Origin of the sequence: Nocardia sp. NBC_01377 (assembly GCF_045040005.1) — a bacterium.
GTDB classification, from domain to species: Bacteria; Actinomycetota; Actinomycetes; order Mycobacteriales; family Mycobacteriaceae; genus Nocardia; species Nocardia noduli.
This window is the reverse complement of sequence record NZ_CP109566.1, coordinates 8,213,517-8,230,435: the sequence shown is the minus strand read 5'-3', so window position 1 is coordinate 8,230,435 and position 16,919 is coordinate 8,213,517. Positions and strand designations below refer to the sequence as shown.

At 67.6% G+C, this 16,919-nt stretch carries 14 protein-coding genes; 5 read left to right on the top strand and 9 right to left on the bottom strand.

Translation table 11 applies throughout. From position 1 onward, the window contains the following. Positions 1-42: 42 nt before the first annotated feature. Together OG225_RS37905 and OG225_RS37900 are read right to left on the bottom strand one after the other, a co-directional pair. Positions 43-711 (bottom strand): DUF3239 domain-containing protein, encoded by a 669-nt coding sequence (locus OG225_RS37905; RefSeq protein WP_405179477.1) that lies wholly within the window; start codon positions 709-711, stop codon positions 43-45. Between the two features lie 40 nt (positions 712-751). After that, the gene (locus OG225_RS37900) at positions 752-2,410 is read right to left on the bottom strand and encodes a DNA repair helicase XPB (RefSeq protein WP_109525268.1); all 1,659 of its coding nucleotides are present in this window, start codon (positions 2,408-2,410) and stop codon (positions 752-754) included. A 286-nt stretch (positions 2,411-2,696) separates the two neighbouring features. Between OG225_RS37900 and OG225_RS37895 the strand changes: the two genes are divergently transcribed. Then, positions 2,697-3,341 carry a LysE family translocator gene (locus tag OG225_RS37895; RefSeq protein WP_405179476.1) on the top strand — a complete coding sequence of 215 codons (645 nt, stop codon included), beginning with the start codon at positions 2,697-2,699 and terminating at the stop codon, positions 3,339-3,341. Between the two features lie 129 nt (positions 3,342-3,470). On the opposite strand, the gene OG225_RS37890 is transcribed toward OG225_RS37895, so the two are convergent. Beyond that, complete coding sequence (locus tag OG225_RS37890; RefSeq protein WP_405179475.1) at positions 3,471-4,016, bottom strand: dihydrofolate reductase family protein; 546 nt, start codon at positions 4,014-4,016, stop codon at positions 3,471-3,473. Positions 4,017-4,061: 45 nt separating this feature from the next. Then, positions 4,062-5,240 carry a pyridoxal phosphate-dependent aminotransferase gene (locus OG225_RS37885; RefSeq protein ID WP_405179474.1) on the bottom strand — a complete coding sequence of 393 codons (1,179 nt, stop codon included), beginning with the start codon at positions 5,238-5,240 and terminating at the stop codon, positions 4,062-4,064. 179 nt (positions 5,241-5,419) lie between these two features. On the opposite strand from OG225_RS37885, the gene OG225_RS37880 reads away from it, so the two are divergent. Further along, positions 5,420-5,632, top strand: a complete 213-nt coding sequence (locus OG225_RS37880) for a hypothetical protein (RefSeq protein ID WP_109525265.1) — start codon at positions 5,420-5,422, stop codon at positions 5,630-5,632. Positions 5,633-5,682: 50 nt separating this feature from the next. On the opposite strand, the gene sigJ is transcribed toward OG225_RS37880, so the two are convergent. The 4 genes from sigJ to OG225_RS37860 all read right to left on the bottom strand — a co-directional run bounded on the left by sigJ (position 5,683) and on the right by OG225_RS37860 (position 9,552). Continuing rightward, entirely contained in the window at positions 5,683-6,600 is a 918-nt protein-coding gene (sigJ, locus tag OG225_RS37875; protein WP_405179473.1) for an RNA polymerase sigma factor SigJ, read from the bottom strand. A gap of 131 nt (positions 6,601-6,731) precedes the next feature. Beyond that, the gene (locus OG225_RS37870; protein ID WP_355089230.1) at positions 6,732-7,823 is read right to left on the bottom strand and encodes a 3-deoxy-7-phosphoheptulonate synthase; all 1,092 of its coding nucleotides are present in this window, start codon (positions 7,821-7,823) and stop codon (positions 6,732-6,734) included. Between the two features lie 285 nt (positions 7,824-8,108). After that, positions 8,109-8,582, bottom strand: a complete 474-nt coding sequence (locus OG225_RS37865) for a carboxymuconolactone decarboxylase family protein (protein ID WP_216915895.1) — start codon at positions 8,580-8,582, stop codon at positions 8,109-8,111. Positions 8,583-8,673: 91 nt separating this feature from the next. Next, a complete protein-coding gene (locus OG225_RS37860; RefSeq protein WP_405179472.1) occupies positions 8,674-9,552 on the bottom strand; it encodes an oxidoreductase in 879 nt (292 codons plus the stop codon). Positions 9,553-9,676: 124 nt separating this feature from the next. Between OG225_RS37860 and OG225_RS37855 the strand changes: the two genes are divergently transcribed. Next, complete coding sequence (locus tag OG225_RS37855; protein ID WP_405179471.1) at positions 9,677-11,299, top strand: (2,3-dihydroxybenzoyl)adenylate synthase; 1,623 nt, start codon at positions 9,677-9,679, stop codon at positions 11,297-11,299. A 72-nt stretch (positions 11,300-11,371) separates the two neighbouring features. Here the strand turns inward: OG225_RS37855 and OG225_RS37850 are convergent, their stop codons facing one another. Then, entirely contained in the window at positions 11,372-12,685 is a 1,314-nt protein-coding gene (locus OG225_RS37850; RefSeq protein ID WP_405179470.1) for a salicylate synthase, read from the bottom strand. Positions 12,686-12,875: 190 nt separating this feature from the next. On the opposite strand from OG225_RS37850, the gene OG225_RS37845 reads away from it, so the two are divergent. Together OG225_RS37845 and OG225_RS37840 are read left to right on the top strand one after the other, a co-directional pair. Beyond that, positions 12,876-15,335 (top strand): glycerol-3-phosphate 1-O-acyltransferase, encoded by a 2,460-nt coding sequence (locus tag OG225_RS37845; RefSeq protein WP_405179469.1) that lies wholly within the window; start codon positions 12,876-12,878, stop codon positions 15,333-15,335. Further along, positions 15,332-16,807, top strand: coding sequence for an HAD-IB family hydrolase (locus tag OG225_RS37840; protein ID WP_405179468.1), 1,476 nt, complete (start codon positions 15,332-15,334; stop codon positions 16,805-16,807). Before OG225_RS37845 ends, OG225_RS37840 begins: the two co-directional genes overlap by 4 nt. Positions 16,808-16,919 lie beyond the last annotated feature (112 nt).

Here is a 16,919-nt window from a genome sequence, read left to right as displayed (position 1 = left end):
TCCCGGTTCGCCCGCGCGAGTACCCGCCCCGCGCAGGCGGATTCAGGCGCCGAGGTCGCCCGGCAGCTGTTGGGGATCGAGCAGCAGCCGTTTGGCCGAGGTGTCGCGGACCTTGGCCGCCAGGTCGAGATTGTCGGTGAGCAGCCGCCACTCGGCCTCGCTGATAGCGGCGCGGGCGCGGTCGATGACCGCCACATCCCTTGTCCCCCACGCGATCGGCATGGCGCTCACCGTCTGCCAGCGTTCGCCGACCTGGCGCGGGGCGCGGTCGGTGCGGATCGCTACCGACGGCACCCGCTCGCCCGCGCGCCGGTCGTGGCCCGGCAGCGCGCGCACCTTCCTGGTGACCAGCGCGTAGCGGTGATCGGATGTCTCCGGTTTCGAGATGTCGACCAAGGCCAGCAGCAGCACCCCGGACGGATGGGTTTCCGACACCACGGCGGGCACCAGTTCACCGTCGGCGTAGAGCTTGTCGATACTCGACCGGTGCGGCGCCCACAGCGCGACCCACAGCGCCACGACCGCCCCGAGCGCGAACGCCACGGCGAGCAGGTAGGACCACGGGTGGTTCAACCAGATCAGGTACGCGGTGACGGCGGCAGCCAGCACCGCCGCGGCGATCGCCATCACGCGCAACCGGCGCAGGTCGGCGAAGACTTCGTTCACCGCATGGGCGTGGCTGCGGTCCACCGGGAATTCGAAGCGTCGCACGTCCTCTTCCTAGCACACGTTTCGGAGGAATCGCCTCCGCTTATCCGATGGCCGGTCCGAGCAAGTCGTCGGCATCGGTGATCCGATAGGCGTAGCCCTGCTCCGCCAGGAAACGCTGCCGATGCGCGGCATACTCGGCGTCAAGGGTGTCACGTGCGACCACCGAATAGAAGTGGGCTTGACCACCGTCTTGTTTCGGCCGCAACAACCTGCCGAGCCGCTGCGCCTCTTCCTGACGCGAACCGAACGTACCCGAAACCTGCACCGCCACAGAGGCTTCGGGCAGATCGATGGAGAAGTTCGCCACCTTGCTGACCACCAGGACCTGGATTTCGCCGCGCCGGAAAGCCTCGAAGAGTTCTTCGCGCTCTTTGGTTTTCGTCGACCCCTGGATCACCGGCGCGTTCAGGGCCACGCCCAGTTCGTCGAGCTGATCGAGATAGGCGCCGATGACGAGCGTCGGCGCGCCGGGATGCTTGTCCAGGATGGACCGGACCACGGGCAGTTTCGTGCGCGCCGTCGAACACAGTTTGTATCGTTCCTCCGGCTCGGCGGTCGCGTAGGACATCCGCTCGGCGTCGGTGAGCGTCACCCTGACCTCGACGCAATCGGCCGGTGCGATCCAGCCCTGGGCCTCGATATCCTTCCACGGCGCGTCGTAGCGCTTCGGGCCGATCAGCGAGAAGACGTCGCCCTCGCGGCCGTCCTCGCGCACCAACGTCGCGGTGAGTCCCAGCCTGCGCCGTGATTGCAGGTCGGCGGTCATCCGGAAGACCGGTGCCGGCAGCAGATGCACCTCGTCGTAGATCACCAGGCCCCAGTCGCGGCTGTCGAACAGTTCGAGGTGTTTGTACTCGCCCTTGGTGCGTCGGGTGATCACCTGGTAGGTCGCGATGGTGACGGGGCGGATCTCCTTGCGCTCGCCGGAGTACTCGCCGATCTCGTCCTCGGTCAGCGAGGTGCGCGCCAGCAGCTCTCGTCGCCACTGACGACCGGCCACGGTATTGGTGACCAGGATCAACGTCGTCGCCTTCGCCCGCGCCATCGCGGCGGCGCCGACCATCGTCTTACCCGCGCCACAGGGCAGCACGACCACGCCGGACCCACCGGCCCAGAACGAGTCGGCCGCCATCTGCTGATAGTCGCGCAGCTCCCAGTGACCACCCTCGTAATCGAGGTCGATGGCATGGGCCTCGCCGTCCACGTAGCCCGCCAGGTCCTCGGCGGGCCAGCCGATCTTCAACAGCATCTGCTTGATCCGGCCGCGTTCGGAGGGATGCACCTGCACGGTGTCCGCGTCGATGCGGGCGCCGAGCATGGGCGCGATCTTCTTGTGCCGCAGCACCTCCTCGAGAACGGCGCGATCCAGGCTGACCAGCATCAATCCGTGCGCGGGATGTTTGACCAGCTGCAACCGGCCGTAACGGGCCATGGTGTCGACGATGTCGACGAGCAGGGGCTGGGGCACCGCGTACCGCGAATAGGTGACCAGGGCGTCGACCACCTGCTCGGCGTCGTGTCCGGCGGCGCGCGCGTTCCACAGCGCCAGCGGCGTCACCCGGTAGGTGTGCACGTGTTCGGGCGCCCGCTCCAGTTCGGCGAACGGAGCGATGGCCTGGCGAGCCAGGGCCGACGACTCGTGGTCGATCTCCAGCAACAGCGTTTTGTCGCTCTGCACAATCAGCGGACCGTCGGTCACAGTCTCTCCTCGTATCTGGCGGTCGGACGCCCGTCCCCGGCGGGTGAGCCGGTGCCGCGCCCGATCACGCCGTTCGGGCCCATTCTCCCCGAAGCCACCGACAATCAGGGGCCGAGCAGTCGCTCACGCTCGCGCCGACGACAGGACAGGTCCGTCGGCTCCGGTACTACAGCGTGCCACCTGCCCGTTTTGTTCCGGAACGGCCCCGTGTGGACCGGGATCACAGCGGTCCACCGGTCCCCCACTGGACCGAGACGCGCGCGGCGACGTGCCGCAGGATCGAGTCATGATCGGGACTGCGGCGGTGTTCGGGGTGGCGGCGGCGGCATTGGGCATGGTGCTCACACCGGGGCCGAACATGATGTATCTGGTGTCGCGGACGGTATCGCAGGGACGCGGGGCCGGACTGGTCTCGCTGACCGGGGTGGCTGCCGGGTTCGGCGTCTACCTGGCGGCCGCGACGGCGGGGATCACCACCGTGTTCGCCGTGGTGCCAGGGCTGTATCTGGCGCTGAAACTGGCCGGAGCCGCGTACCTGCTGTTGCTGGCGTGGCAGGCCGTGCGCCCGGGCGGGGTCTCGGTGTTCAGCCCGAGCGCGCTGCCCGCCGACCCGACCCGGCGACTGTTCACGATGGGGCTGGTGACGAATCTGCTCAACCCCAAGATCGCGATCATGTACATGGCGCTGATCCCGCAGTTCATCACGCCGGAACACGGGCAGGTGTGGTTGCAGAGTCTATGTCTCGGCGCGGTGCAGATCGTGGTCGCGCTCACGGTGAACGCGCTGATCGTGCTCGGCGCGGGCACCATCTCCACTTTCCTGACCGGGCGGCCGCTGTGGCTGCGCGCGCAGCGGTGGGTGACCGGCTCGATGCTCGGCGCGATCGCGGTGCTGGTCGCGACCGACCGGGCCCGGCCGATGCCCGTCTGAGCACGGGCGCGTGAGCCGAACCGGGTCTCGACCCCGTGGTGGTGTTCGCGCCGTTCTGCCCGTCGGACAACGCGCCCGCGTCCGGCCGGGACCGAGCGGCGACAAACCGCCCGGTATCAGGTGTGGTGGTCAGGCCAATCGGTAGGTGAGCTGGGCGAATTGACCCATCTGCTCGACCCCGGTCAGCTTCAGCCGGTCGGAGAGGATGCGACGGGGCAGCAGCGGCGCGCCCGTGCTCAACGTCACCGGCGCGACACTGACGATGAGCTCGTTCAGCAGGCTGGCGGCGGCGAAGTCGCCCGCCAATCCGCCGCCGCCCGCGACCCAGATATCCTTCTCGCCCGCGGCCGCGACCATCTCCCGGTGCACCGGCGCGACGTCACCGGAGACGAAACGGAGATTCGCGCCGGATACGGCGGGCAGGTCGCGATGGGTGAAGACCCAGGTGGGGGTATCGCCGTAGGCACTTTTCCAGGTTTCGGCCGGCTGGTTCGCCATGATCCATTCGTAGGTGGTCGCGCCCATGCACATCGCGCCGATCCGGCTGAAGAAATCACCGAAATCGGCATCCGTCTCGCCGCCGTTCTCCACTTCGAACAGCCAGGTCAGCGAGTTGTCCCGATCGGCGATATAGCCGTCGAGGCTGGTGGCCGTGTAGTAACGCGTCTTCGTCATACCGATGATCGTGTCAGCGATACGTGACATCTCGTGTCAAGGTTTTCAGCCGACCGAGACACCCGCTCGCAAACGCCGTACGCCCTCGTCCAGGGTTTCGGCGCGTTTGCAGTAGGTGAAGCGGACCAATCGGCTCCACGAGGGCTTGTCGTCGGCGAACACGCTGACCGGCACCGCCGCGACGCCGAGGCGTTCGGGCAGCGCCCGGCAGAATTCGAGACCGTCGGTGCCGCCCATCGGGCCGATATCGGCGCATACGAAATAGCCACCCGCACTGGACTTCACACCGAATCCGGTATCGGCGAGGGCGGCGGACAGCCGCAGCCGATTGTCCGACAGCGTATTTCGCAGGCGCGCGACCCAGTCGAGTTCGTGTGTCAACGCGTGGGCGACCGCGGGCTGGAACGGGCCACCCGCGACGAAGGTCATGAACTGCTTGGCCGCGAGGACGCCGTCGATCAGATTCGCGGGGCCGCAGGCCCAACCGGTCTTCCATCCGGTGACGCTGAAAGTCTTCGCCGCGCTGGACACGACGATGGTGCGCTCGGCCATCCCAGGCAGGGTCGCCAGGCTGATGTGCTCGATACCGTCGAAGACCAGGTGTTCGTACACCTCGTCGGTGAGTACGAGCAGATCGTGCTCGCAGGCGAGTTCGGCGATGGCGAGCAGATCCGCGCGGCCGAGCACCGTTCCGGTGGGATTGTGCGGCGAGTTGACCACGATCATCCTGGTGGCGGGGGTGATCGCCGCGCGCAGGCTGTCCAGGTCGAGGACGAATCCGTCGCCGTCGGCGACCAGTCGGGCGGTGCGCCTCGTCGCGCCCGCCAACGCGACGGCCGCGGCGTAGGAGTCGTAATACGGTTCGATCAGCACCACCTCGCGGCCCGGCTCGACCAGACCCAGCAGCGCCGCGCTGATCGCCTCGGTCGCGCCGACGGTGACAAGCACCTCGGATTCCGGATCGTATCGGGTGCCGTAGCGGCGGGCCCGATCCTCGGCGATCGCGTTGCGCAACACCGGCATTCCGCGACCGGGTGGGTACTGGTTCATCCCGTCGGCGATCGCCTGCCTGGCTACTTCGAGCATGCCCGCCGGGCCGTCGGAATCCGGAAAGCCCTGTCCTAGATTCACCGCTGCGTGCCGAACGGCGAGTTCTGTCATCTCGGCGAATATCGTCGAGGCGAAAGGGCGCAAACGGGCGACGGTGGCGGGTTCCGAAGACATACCCGGAGACTAGCTCACCGTTCGTTAACGTTGCCATTAGATAGCGAACAGCTATGTTTCACATTTATTTTGCAGCATTCAGCTGTGTGGTTGTGGGTTTCCTATAAGACAGCTAGCCTCGCCGTGTTCTACCTCACATACTCCGCCGGAATCTCGGCGGAATCTCGAAAGGGGCGCTTATGGCCTCGTATCTGGACCTGGTACTGCAACCGGCCGCGTCGGAGGTCGCCGGATCGGTACTAGGTTTCCTTCGTCACATCGCCCATGATCTGATCGCGGGCGGCTGGTTCACCGGCTCGTCCACCGGCGATTGGTTCACCGGCTCCACCAGCGGAAGTGGTGGCGCCGGTTCATCGACCGGCGACTGGTTCACCGGGTCCACCATCCCGTAACGACACCGATACGCCGGGCAGCGCCGACGACGTCGCTGCTCGGCTCCGGGTCAGAGCCGCACGCCGGTCAGCTTGGCCGGATTCGCGTGATCGTATGCGGCGCAGACCAATCCGTCGCGCACTGTGAAACCGATGACCCGAGCGGGATGCCAGTTCTGTTCGTCGGAGGACGAATCCAGATTCATCACGAGACCCAATTGCCCGTTCACCGTGGCGAATTCGTAGCGCGTGGCCGCGTCGGGCGAATCGCCGATGCCGTAGGCGCGCACCAGGGCGAGCATGATCCGTGCGATATCGTCCGCACCGGCAACGATATTCGCGGCGGTCGACGTGGTGCCGTTGGCATCACCGATCAGTACCGATTCCCGGTGCAGCGCCGCGGCCACCGTGGCGACGTCACCCGTCGCCAGGGCCGCGAGCAGGGCGCGCACCGCCGTGTCGTGTTCGGAATCCGGCACCGGGAGCGCGATCCCGCCGATCACCGTGCGCGCTCGGTGCGCCGCCTGCTCCGCGGCGTCCACGGAGATGTCGAGTATCACGGCTACCTCGTCGAGCGGGACCGACAACTCGTCGTGCAGCACGAACGCCACCCGCTGGTGGGAGGTCAGGGTATCGAGGGCGACCATCCTCGCGAGACGGCACTCGGGACGGCGTACCGCCGCCGCCAGCGGATCCGGCGCGGTCGACGGCCGCACACCGGTCACCACCGGTTCCGGCAGCCATTGACCCACATACGTTTCCCGGCGCGTGGCGGCGCTGCGCAGATGGTCGACGCAGATGCGGCTCACGGCGGTCGTCAGCCAGATTCCCAGATCGTCGATCTCGGACTGGTGTACGCCGCCCAGGCGCAGGAAACTCTCCTGCACCGCGTCTTCGGCGTCGCCGACGCTGCCCGTCAACCGATAGGCGACGGAAAGCAAGTGTGCCCGATGCGATTCGAACAATTCGGCGAGAAGAGCGGCAACCATCGAGTTGATTGTACGGTCCGCGTGATCGACCCCGCCCGCGGCCACATATCACGGACCGGACGAGTTCGCCCGGTCCGTGGCGAACCGACGTCCGTGGGCCAGCACCGGGCCCACGGAGACGTCCGCGCGGATCAACTCTCACGCCGCCGCGCGACGGCGTCGGCGAGCCGGTCGAGCTGGCGGGCCGTGGTGTCCCAGTCAAGGCAGGCATCGGTGATCGACTGACCGTAGGTCAGCTCGTCCGCGTGCCCGAGTTTCAGGTCCTGGCGACCGGCGACGAGGAAACTCTCCAACATCATCCCGACCACGCCACGCTCGCCGCCCTCGATCCGCTCGGCGATATCGGTGACCACGTCGACCTGCTTGTTGTGGTCCTTGTTGCTGTTGCCGTGGCTGGCGTCGACCACGATCCGCTGCGGCAGCGAGGCCTTCTCCAGGCGGATGCAGGCCTCGGCCACCGAGGCGGCGTCGTAATTCGGTCCGGAGCTGCCGCCCCGCAGGATGACGTGGCAGTCCTCGTTACCGCTGGTCTGGATGAGCGCCGCGCGGCCGTCGAGATCGGTGCCGGGGAAGACGTGGCTGGCGGCCGCGGCGCGCACGCCGTCCACCGCGACCTGCACGTCGCCGTCGGTGCCGTTCTTGATGCCGACCGGCATGGACAGCGCGCTGCTCAGCTGACGGTGCACCTGGCTGGCCGCGGTGCGCGCGCCGATCGCGCCGTAGGACACCATGTCCGCGATGTACTGCGGGGTGATCGGGTCGAGGAACTCACACGCGACGGGCAATCCGAGCGCGGTGATGTCGACCAGCAGTTTGCGACCGAAACCGAGTCCGGTGTTGACGTCGAAAGACCCGTTCAGGTGGGGATCGTTGATCAGCCCCTTCCAACCCAGGGTCGTGCGCGGCTTCTCGAAGTAGACCCGCATCACCACGTGCAGCCGGTCGTCCAGTTCGGCGGCCTTGGCGGCCAAGCGCCGGGCGTAGTCCATGGCGGCGGCGGGATCGTGCACCGAGCACGGGCCGACGATCACCATCAGGCGGTCGTCGTCACCGTTGAGTACGTCGACGGTGGCCTTGCGGCCCGCGCGTACGGTGTCGGCGAGCGCGTCGGTGATCGGGTGGACCCGGCGCACCTCGGCCGGTGAGCGTAGCGGGCTCACGTGCACGGTGCGCTGGTCGTCCAGATCGGAATGCCGCGGGTCGACGTCAACTGCGGTAGTCATTGTGTGGGTTCCTTTTCATCAGGCCGACCCACGGGATTTCGCGCAACCCGCCGAGCCGGTCAGTATCCGGCTCGGGGTGAGGGAGAGTCAGCGCAGGAGTATGGCGCAGACCAGCCCACCCGGGGCCGGCTTGCTAAACCAGGAATACGCGCGCTGCACGACGGGGACACTACCAGTCCCGTTCAACAGATGACGATGAGAATAACGTCGGGTTTCCGGAAAGTGCCCGAGATCACCGCCGGTGGCGGGGGGCTATCGGCGGTGATCTCGGGGCCGAGTATCACGTCAGGAGAACTGCCCCGGCTCGTAGGAACCGGCGGGCATGCGGGTGATGACATTGATCCTGTTGTAGGTGTTGATCAGGGCGATCACCGAGATCAGCGCCGTGATCTGGTCGGCGTCGAAATACTTCTCGACCTGGGCCCAGGTGTCGTCGCCGACGCCGTGATGGGCGTCGGCGATGCGCGTGCCCTCCTCGGCCAGCGCGAGCGCGGCCCGCTCCGCCTCAGTGAAGACGGTGGCCTCCCGCCACGCCGCCACCATGTTCAGCCGAAGCGGCGACTCCCCCGCGTGCACGGCGTCCTTGTAGTGCATATCGGTGCAGAATCCACAGCCGTTGATCTGGCTGGCCCGCAACTTGACCAGTTCCTGGGTCGAGGCGGGCAGGGTGGATCCGTCCACGACCATCGCGGCGTTGCCGAGGCGCTTGATGAACTTGGCGCCGTTGTCGTTGCCGAAGTAGTCGAATCGCGCGTCCATGGTGTCCTTCTTTCCCTGTGAGCGTTATGCCTTCACAGAGAGGACGACGCGGACGCGCGATGTGTGACAGACCGTCGGGATCCCGCGGGCGTCAGGCGCCGAACGGGAAGGCGACCCCGGTCAGCTTCTCGGACACTTCCCACAGCTCGGCGGCGACCCGCTCGTCCTTGGACGCCTTGCTCGACCCCGATCTGCCGGGATATCCGCGCAGACCGCCCAGTGAACTCGGCCCGTAGTACGCGCCCGGTTCGACCGAGGCGGTCGCGGCGTACAACTCGGGCAGCGCACCCATCTCCGCGCTCTGGGCGAAGAGTCGATTTCCCACCGACATCAGCGGGTCGAAGAAGGATTCGGTGTGGGACTGCAATTCGGTCGCGGCGTAGCCGGGATGGGCGGCCACCGACAGTTTCGACGATCCGGCCGCGGTGAGCCTGCGCTGCAATTCGTAGGCGAACAGCAGATTGGCCAGTTTGGCCTGGCCGTAGGCATTCCAGCGCTGATATTTACGGCGTTCCCAGTTCAGGTCGCCGAAGTCGATGCGGCCCATCGCGTGCGCACCGCTGGATACCGTGACCACCCGGTCGGAGATCCGGTCGAGCAGCAGACCTGTGAGCGCGAAATGGCCGAGATGATTGGTGCCGAGCTGACTTTCGAAACCGTCGGCGGTACGGGCGAGCGGGACGGCCATCACGCCCGCGTTGTTGATCAGCACGTCGGCGGCGTCCACCGACGAGGCGAATTCGCGGACCGAGGCGAGATCGGCGAGATCGAGCCGGGCCACGCGCGCCCGAGGGCCGATCGCCGCGGCCACCGCCGCACCCTTGTCGACGTTGCGGCAGGCCAGCACGACCTCGGCGCCCGCGCCTGCCAGCGCTCGCGCGGCCACCGCGCCGAGTCCGCTGTTCGCGCCGGTGACGATGAACGTCCGGCCGGTCTGATCGGGGATGTTCGAAGCGTCCCAACGGGTCATAGGGCGAGTCTAGTCGGCGGAGCATGCATGTCACGGATTTCGCCGGACGTCTCGGATAGGGTTGCCTAACCTACTTGGTAATCGATATCGCTCGCTCCCGCACGAGACCCCTGTGAGGCAGACCGTGACTTCCACATCCCCCGCGCCGACCGGCCACCGCGACGGCTATGCCCCCTTCCCCGCCGACACGGCCGAGGCCTACCGCACCGCGGGCTACTGGGCCGGACGGCCACTCGGCGACCTGCTGCGCGACACCGCGCGACGCCACCCGGGTCGGCCCGCGCTGCTCGACGGCGCGACCGTGCGTGATTACGCGGGACTCGACGCCGACGCCGACGCGATGGCAAACGGTCTGCTCGCGCTCGGCATCGCGCCTGGCGACCGGGTCGTCGTTCAGCTGCCGAATGTGCCGGAGTTCCCGGCCGTCCTGTTCGGCCTGCTGCGCGCGGGCATCATCCCGGTACTGACTCTGCCCGCGCACCGCAGGGCCGAAATCGAGCACCTGGCGGCGCTTTCGGAGGCGGTGGCCTACATCGTCGCCGACCGGCAGGGCGATTTCGACTACCGCGACCTGGCGGTGACCGTCCAGGACGCGGTGCCGACTCTGCGCCAGGTCCTCGTGCACGGCGATCCCGGCCCGTTCACCGCGCTGTCCTCGGTGCCTCGGGCCTCCGACACCGCGCTACCGGAAATCGACCCGAGCGATATCGCGCTGATGCTGGTGTCCGGCGGCACCACCGGCCTGCCGAAGCTGATCGCGCGCACCCACGACGACTACGTCTACAACGCCACCGCGAGCGCCGCGATCTGCGAACTCACCGAGGACGATGTCTACCTCGCGACACTGCCCGCCGCGCACAACTTCCCACTGGCCTGCCCCGGCATCCTCGGCACCGTGAGCGTCGGCGGGGCACTGGCCTTCGTGACCGATCCGAGCCCGGAGAACGCCTTCGCCGCGATCGAGCGGTACCGGGTGAGCGTGACGGCCGTGGTGCCGCCGCTGGCCCAGTTGTGGAGCGCGGCGGTCGACTGGGAGGAGGCCGACCTCGGCTCGCTGCGACTGCTCCAGGTCGGCGGCGCGAAACTGGTCGAGGTCAACGCCCGCGAGGTCGGACCCGCGCTCGACACGACCTTGCAGCAGGTGTTCGGCATGGCCGAAGGGCTGCTGAACTTCACCCGGCTCGACGATTCGGCCGATCTGGTCTGCACCACCCAGGGCAGGCCGCTCTCGCCCGCCGACGAGGTACGGGTCGTCGACGGCGCGGGCTCCGATGTCGCGCCCGGCGAGGAGGGCGAACTGCTCACCAGGGGCCCGTACACGATTCGCGGCTACTACCGCGCGCCCGAACACAATTCACGCGCCTTCACCCCGGACGGTTTCTACCGCAGCGGCGACCTGGTGCGCAGACTGCCCTCGGGGCACCTGGTGGTGTCCGGCCGCATCAAGGACGTCATCAACCGCGGTGGCGAGAACATCTCCTGCGACGAACTCGAAGAACATCTGCTCGCCCATCCCGCGGTCAGGCACGCGGCGGCCGTCGGACTGTCCGACTCCTCGCTCGGCGAGAAGGTCTGCGCCGTCCTCGTCGTGGACGGCGAGATGCCGACACTGGGCGAGATCAAGACCTTCCTCACCGAACGCGGCATCGCCACCTACAAACTGCCCGATCTGCTGCGCCGGTCGGAACGTCTGCCGGTGACCGCCGTCGGCAAGATCGACAAGAAGGCACTGCGCGCCGAGGCCTGACCTCGACCACGGAAAAGGCCGGGCGGCGCGTGCCGCCCGGCCTTTCTCGTTCTCCGGATCAGGTTGTGCCGATCAGGCTTTGACCAGGTACGGCGCGATGCTGCCGAGTTTCTCGCAGGTCTCCTCGAATTCCCGCTCCGGACGCGACTGTCCGACGATGCCCGCGCCCGCGCGCAGCCACGCGCCCTCGGTGGTCTGGTAGACCGCGCGCAGCACCAGTGCCGCGTCCAGCGCGCCGGTGGGCGAAATCGTCACCACCGCACCGGAGTACAGACCGCGCGGCGCGCCGTCGAGCCGGAAGACCGAATCGACGCCCTCCCGCTTGGGGATACCGGACGCGGTGACCGACGGGAAGAGCACCTCGAGCGCGTCCCAGCTGGAACGGCCCGCGGCGAGAGTTCCACGCACCGTCGACGCCAGATGCTGGACGCTGCCGCGTTCACGGACCGCCATGAAATCCGAGACCGCGGGGGTGCCGGGATCGGCGACCGAGGTGATCTCGGCGAAGGACGTTTGCACCGAGATCGCGTGTTCCACGATCTCTTTCGGGTCGCGGACCAGATCCGCGCGGGCCGCCGTATCGATCTCGACGCCGCGCCCGAAGGCGCGGGTGCCCGCCAGCGGTTCGGTGGTCACGACGCGGTCGTCGTCCACCGACGCCACCAGTTCCGGACTGTAACCGGCGGCTTCGAGACCGCCCAGGCGCAGCAGGAACGAGCGGGCCGGGGTGTTGTGCGCACGCCCGAGCCGGTAGGTGGCCGGGATGTCGACCACGAAGGGCAGGTCGACCTTTCGCGACAGGATGACCTTCTGGTACCGGCCGGAGCGGATCTCCTCGACCGCCGTGGTGACGCGATCCCGGTATCCGGTCGGGTCGACGCGGATATCGGTGGGCTCGGGTTCCGGCAGGGCACTGTCTCGCGAAGCCGCGATGAGGTCGTGGATATCCTCGACCTCGTCGGGTCTCGCGCCGGAGATCTCGACGCCCGACGCGCCGACGCGGACCTCTATCCGCGGAATCATCAGATGCGCGAGCGCCGCCCGCGGATCCAGGTGCGCGGTCGCGTCGAGCGGCCACGCGCAGAATTCGAAGTTGATCCAGCCGTAGGCAGTGCGGCCTTCCAGCGGCAGTGTGCCCAGCGACGTGTCGAGCACGCTCGCCGGGGTTCCCTCCCATTCCGAGGTCGTGGTTCGACCGTCCCAGGTCACCCGCAACTCGTGCACATCGAGTTCGACACTGCCGATCGGGTCGGCGGCGAACACCCATTCCCCCGGACGCTCGTACATGACGTACTCGCCGAACCGATCGGCCGAAGCCAGGCGAGACATCGCTGCCGCCGGATCGGTCACATACTCCACGCGCAAGCGCTCGTCCGTGGTCGACAACGGTCCTCCAAAGGTTATGCTGACCTAACTTCAGTGGGTAAGGTTAGCATTACCTGCGCCGCCGTGGCGGTGTCCCGAAACCTCAGCTGTCCGTTCGACCGGGCACTATGAACTCACCCGCCGGAGTTCCTGCGCAAACCGTCGCCGAGGGCTTGAATAAGGGGATCGCCTGTCTGCGGAGGGACCAGCAATGATCGATCACCACGGAGGTGCGCCCGCACCGGCTCCGCGGACCACGCCGCCCGGTTCGGTGGTGGCGTTGGTCGATGCCACCTCGCCGACCGAACGCGATCTCATCGGCACCTGGCTCGCCGACGGTGGTCTCACCACCGAGTTCGGCGCCGAAGCGCCGATCACCCAATTGGATCTGGACGCGGGCGCCATCGCCGACCGTCTCGCCGGCAGGCGTGACGATCCGCTCGTCGTCCCGGTCCGAGTGCTGTGGCTGCCGCCCGAACGCGATGGTGTCCGCCGGATGACGTTCGCCGACATCGCGTTGATGACCAACCCGCGCAAACCGAACCGGCTCGCGCAGCGCAGGCTGGTGCGCCGGTCGCCGGACCGCCACGTCGTCCTGACCGGACAGCCCGCGCTGTTGAGCGAACTGCGACAGAACAATCCCGAAGCCTCGGCCATGCTCGCGGCAGGTTCGGCCGAGCCGTTCGCCCGCGCCATCGTGCGCGCCGCCATCTTCGCCCTCGAACGCGCCGAGCGCACCGTCATCGGCGACCGGTACAAAGTGCCGCGACTGGTGACCGAGGAGATCCTCGACTCCCCCGAATTCCTGCGCACCCTCGAACTCGTCGCCGACCGCATCGGCGCGGACCCGCAGGAGGTCTACCGAAGGGCCGAACGGGCACTCAACGAACTGGTCGCCTCCCAGAGCAGGCTGGTCTCGGACCTGTTCACCCAGGCCATGCGACCGGTGCACGCCTCGACGTGGAAAGTCGAGACCGAAGAGTCGGGACTCGACGCGCTGCGCAAACTGAACCGCCGCTACCCGCTGGTCTTCCTGCCCTCGCACCGCTCCTATGTCGACGCGTTCGTCCTCGGCGATGTACTGGCCCGCAGCGATTTCCCGCCGAACCACGTCATCGGCGGGGCCAATCTCAGCTTCTGGCCCATGGGCCCGATCGCCCGGCGCACCGGAACCATCTTCATCCGGCGCAGTTTCGGCGACGACGAGGTGTACAAGGCCGTCGTCGAGGAGTATTTCGCCTACCTGCTGGTCAAGCGGTTCAACTTGGAGTGGTACTTCGAAGGCGGGCGGACCCGCACCGGAAAACTCCGGCCGCCGCGCTACGGCCTGCTCAACTACCTCGCCGCCGCGGTGCGCGGGAACCGGGTCGAGGACGTGATGCTGGTCCCGGTATCGATCACCTACGAACGGCTCAACGAACTCGGTGCCATCGCCACCGAACAGGTCGGCGGCAAGAAGAAGCCGGAGGGACTGGCCTGGCTCGCGCGTTACGTACGCAGCCAGCAGCATTCGGCGGGCCACGTCTACGTCCGGTTCGGCGCGGCGATGTCGGCGCGTGAACGCCTCGCCGCCAACGGCGATCCGCTGCGCACCCCGCTCGTCTCGATTCCGTTGCACCGCACCGACACCGCCCGCGTCGAAGCGGTGCCGACCGCGACCGACGACGAGACCGCCGAACTCGAGCGCAAGGCGGTGCAGCGGCTGGCCTTCGAAATCGCGGTCGGCATCAACGCGGTCACCCCGGTCACCGTCAACGCGCTGGCCACCCTCGCCCTGCTCGGTGTACACGAACGTGCCCTCACCCTCGGCGAGGTGCGCACGCTGCTCGCGCCCGTGCTCGGCTATATCGACAAACGCGGACTGCCCAGCGGCGAATTGGCCGCGCTGCGCGACGAGCAGAGCCTGGCCGTGGTGCTGGAACAACTGTCGCTGGCCAAAGTGGTCACGGTCTATCGCGGCGGGCTGGAACCGGTCTACTCGATCGAATCCGGCGCGCATCTGGAGGCCGCCTTCTATCGCAACAGCGCCGTGCACTGGTTCATCAATCGCGCCATCCTCGAACTGTCGATCATCGCGGCGGCGGAACTGCCGGAACGCGATGAGCTGAGCGCGGGTTGGGATGAGGCGTACCGGCTGCGCGACCTGCTGAAATTCGATTTCTTCTTCCCGGACCGCGCCGAATTCGCCGCGCAGTTGACCGCCGAGATGCTGCTGGTCGATCCCGAATGGCACAACCACACCCGACGCGACACCTTCGGCAACGACGTCGTGGAGAAACTGTCCGCCTCCGGCTTCATGATGGCGCACCGGGTGCTGCGCTCCTTCGTCGACGCGCAACTCGTCGTCGCCGAACGTCTCGCGGCCCGCGATCCCGGCGTGGAACTCGACCGTAAGCAATTCCTCGAGGAATGCGTCGCGGTCGGCAAACAGATGCTGCTGCAACAGCGCCTGCACAGCCCCGAATCCGTTTCCACCGAATTGTTCACCAGTGCACTGAAACTCGCCGACAACTACGATCTCGTCGCACCGTGCGATCCCGAATCGGCCGAACAGTGCGCGGAATCCACCCGTCACAGAAACGAATTCGCCGAAGAACTGCGCACCCTCGGCGCGCGCATCTCCCGCGCCGCCGCGCTCGACCCGTCGAATCGGCTGGAGCAGCGGCGATGACGAGCGAACCGCGTGCGACCGGCCTGCCCGCCGCACGCCCGCACACCGCGCCGCACGATCTGCCCACCCTGCTCGCCGCGATCCGGTCCGGTCCGCACGGCCCCCGGATCGCCGCGATCTTCGACCTCGGCGCGGTCTTGAACGGCGGTTTCGCCCGGAGGAGGTGGTACTGGCCGACGAGGGGACAACCCGACGCGAGCGCCGTGCTGCTCGACGGCATTCGCGCCAACCTCACCGACGGTGAGTACAGTCGATTCCTCCAGGCGTCGTCGTCCGCGCTGGCGGGCAGAACCGAATCCGATCTGGACGAAACGGGTCGGCGGGTGTTCCGGCACAGCGTCTACGGATACCTGTATCCCGAAGCGTGGCAATTGATCCGGACGCACCGGGCGGTGGGACATACCGTCGTGCTCGCCAGTGCGCTGACCCGATTCCAGGTCGTTCCGGTCGCGGAGGAACTCGGCGTCGACGAGGTGCTCTACACCGAGATGGCCGCCGACGACGGCGTGCTCACCGGTTACGCCGCCGGAAAGACATTGTGGCGCAACGGAAAGCTCGACGCGATCCGCGCCGTCGCCGCGACCCGAGGTCTCGAACTCGACCGCAGCTACGCCTATACCGACACCGCCGCCGACCTACCGCTGCTCGCCGCCGTCGGACATCCGGTGGCCGTGAACCCCGATCGCGGGCTCGGTGCGTCCGCCACCGAGAACGATCGGCTCGCCCTGACCTTCCGCCCCCGGCGCGCACCCGGACCGGTCGACTACCTGCGCACCGTCGCCGGTTTGGCCGCCCTGCTCGGCGGCGCGCTGTTCGGCGTGCTGTCGAAATCGTTCACCGGACAGCGGCGCAAGATGGCCGACGCGCTGCTGGTCCACGCCACCTCCGCCACGCTGCGAGTCCTCGGGGTACAGCTGCGGGTGACCGGCACCGAGCACGCCCGATCACCACGGCCCGCGGTATTCCTGTTCAACCACCAGAGCCAATTCGACGTGATCATCGTGCCGAGGGTCCTCGAAGGCGGGGTCACCGGAATCGGCAAGAAGGAACTGACCCGCAATCCGATATTCGGACCGCTCATGCGCTTCGTCGGCGTGACCTTCATCGATCGATCCGACACCGCGACCGCGAAAGCGCAACTCGCGCCGGTGGTCGAGACCTTGCGCGGCGGACTGTCCATCGGGATCGCCCCCGAGGGCACCCGCTCCTACACGCCGGAAGTCGGACGCTTCAAGAAGGGCGCGTTCCATATCGCGCATCAGGCCGGGGTTCCGGTGATTCCGGTGGTGATCCGCAACGCGGGCGACATCTCGCGGCGCAATTCGATGATCGCGCGCAGAGGGGTCGTCGACGTCACCGTCCTCGCGCCGATCGACGTGTCGGGATGGGATCCGAACGCCATGGACGACGACGTCGAACGGGTGCGGCAGCTGTACATAGACACGCTGCTGAACTGGCCGGCGGACGGCTGAGGGGCGATAGGACGGCGACATGACCGGCGACACATCCGCGCAGAGGTATTGACCTGAACGGTCATTGAGGTTCCACCATTGGATTCCACAGCAGATTCACAGCTCTCGCACA

Excerpts from the sequence above, each read along its gene's own strand:
- OG225_RS37895 (WP_405179476.1), top strand. The coding sequence starts at position 2,697 with ATGATCGGGACTGCGGCGGTGTTCGGGGTGGCGGCGGCGGCATTGGGC.
- OG225_RS37890 (WP_405179475.1), bottom strand. The coding sequence starts at position 4,016 with ATGACGAAGACGCGTTACTACACGGCCACCAGCCTCGACGGCTATATC.
- OG225_RS37885 (WP_405179474.1), bottom strand. The coding sequence starts at position 5,240 with ATGTCTTCGGAACCCGCCACCGTCGCCCGTTTGCGCCCTTTCGCCTCG.
- OG225_RS37880 (WP_109525265.1), top strand. The coding sequence starts at position 5,420 with ATGGCCTCGTATCTGGACCTGGTACTGCAACCGGCCGCGTCGGAGGTC.
- sigJ (WP_405179473.1), bottom strand. The coding sequence starts at position 6,600 with ATGGTTGCCGCTCTTCTCGCCGAATTGTTCGAATCGCATCGGGCACAC.
- OG225_RS37870 (WP_355089230.1), bottom strand. The coding sequence starts at position 7,823 with ATGACTACCGCAGTTGACGTCGACCCGCGGCATTCCGATCTGGACGAC.
- OG225_RS37865 (WP_216915895.1), bottom strand. The coding sequence starts at position 8,582 with ATGGACGCGCGATTCGACTACTTCGGCAACGACAACGGCGCCAAGTTC.
- OG225_RS37860 (WP_405179472.1), bottom strand. The coding sequence starts at position 9,552 with ATGACCCGTTGGGACGCTTCGAACATCCCCGATCAGACCGGCCGGACG.
- OG225_RS37845 (WP_405179469.1), top strand. The coding sequence starts at position 12,876 with ATGATCGATCACCACGGAGGTGCGCCCGCACCGGCTCCGCGGACCACG.
- OG225_RS37840 (WP_405179468.1), top strand. The coding sequence starts at position 15,332 with ATGACGAGCGAACCGCGTGCGACCGGCCTGCCCGCCGCACGCCCGCAC.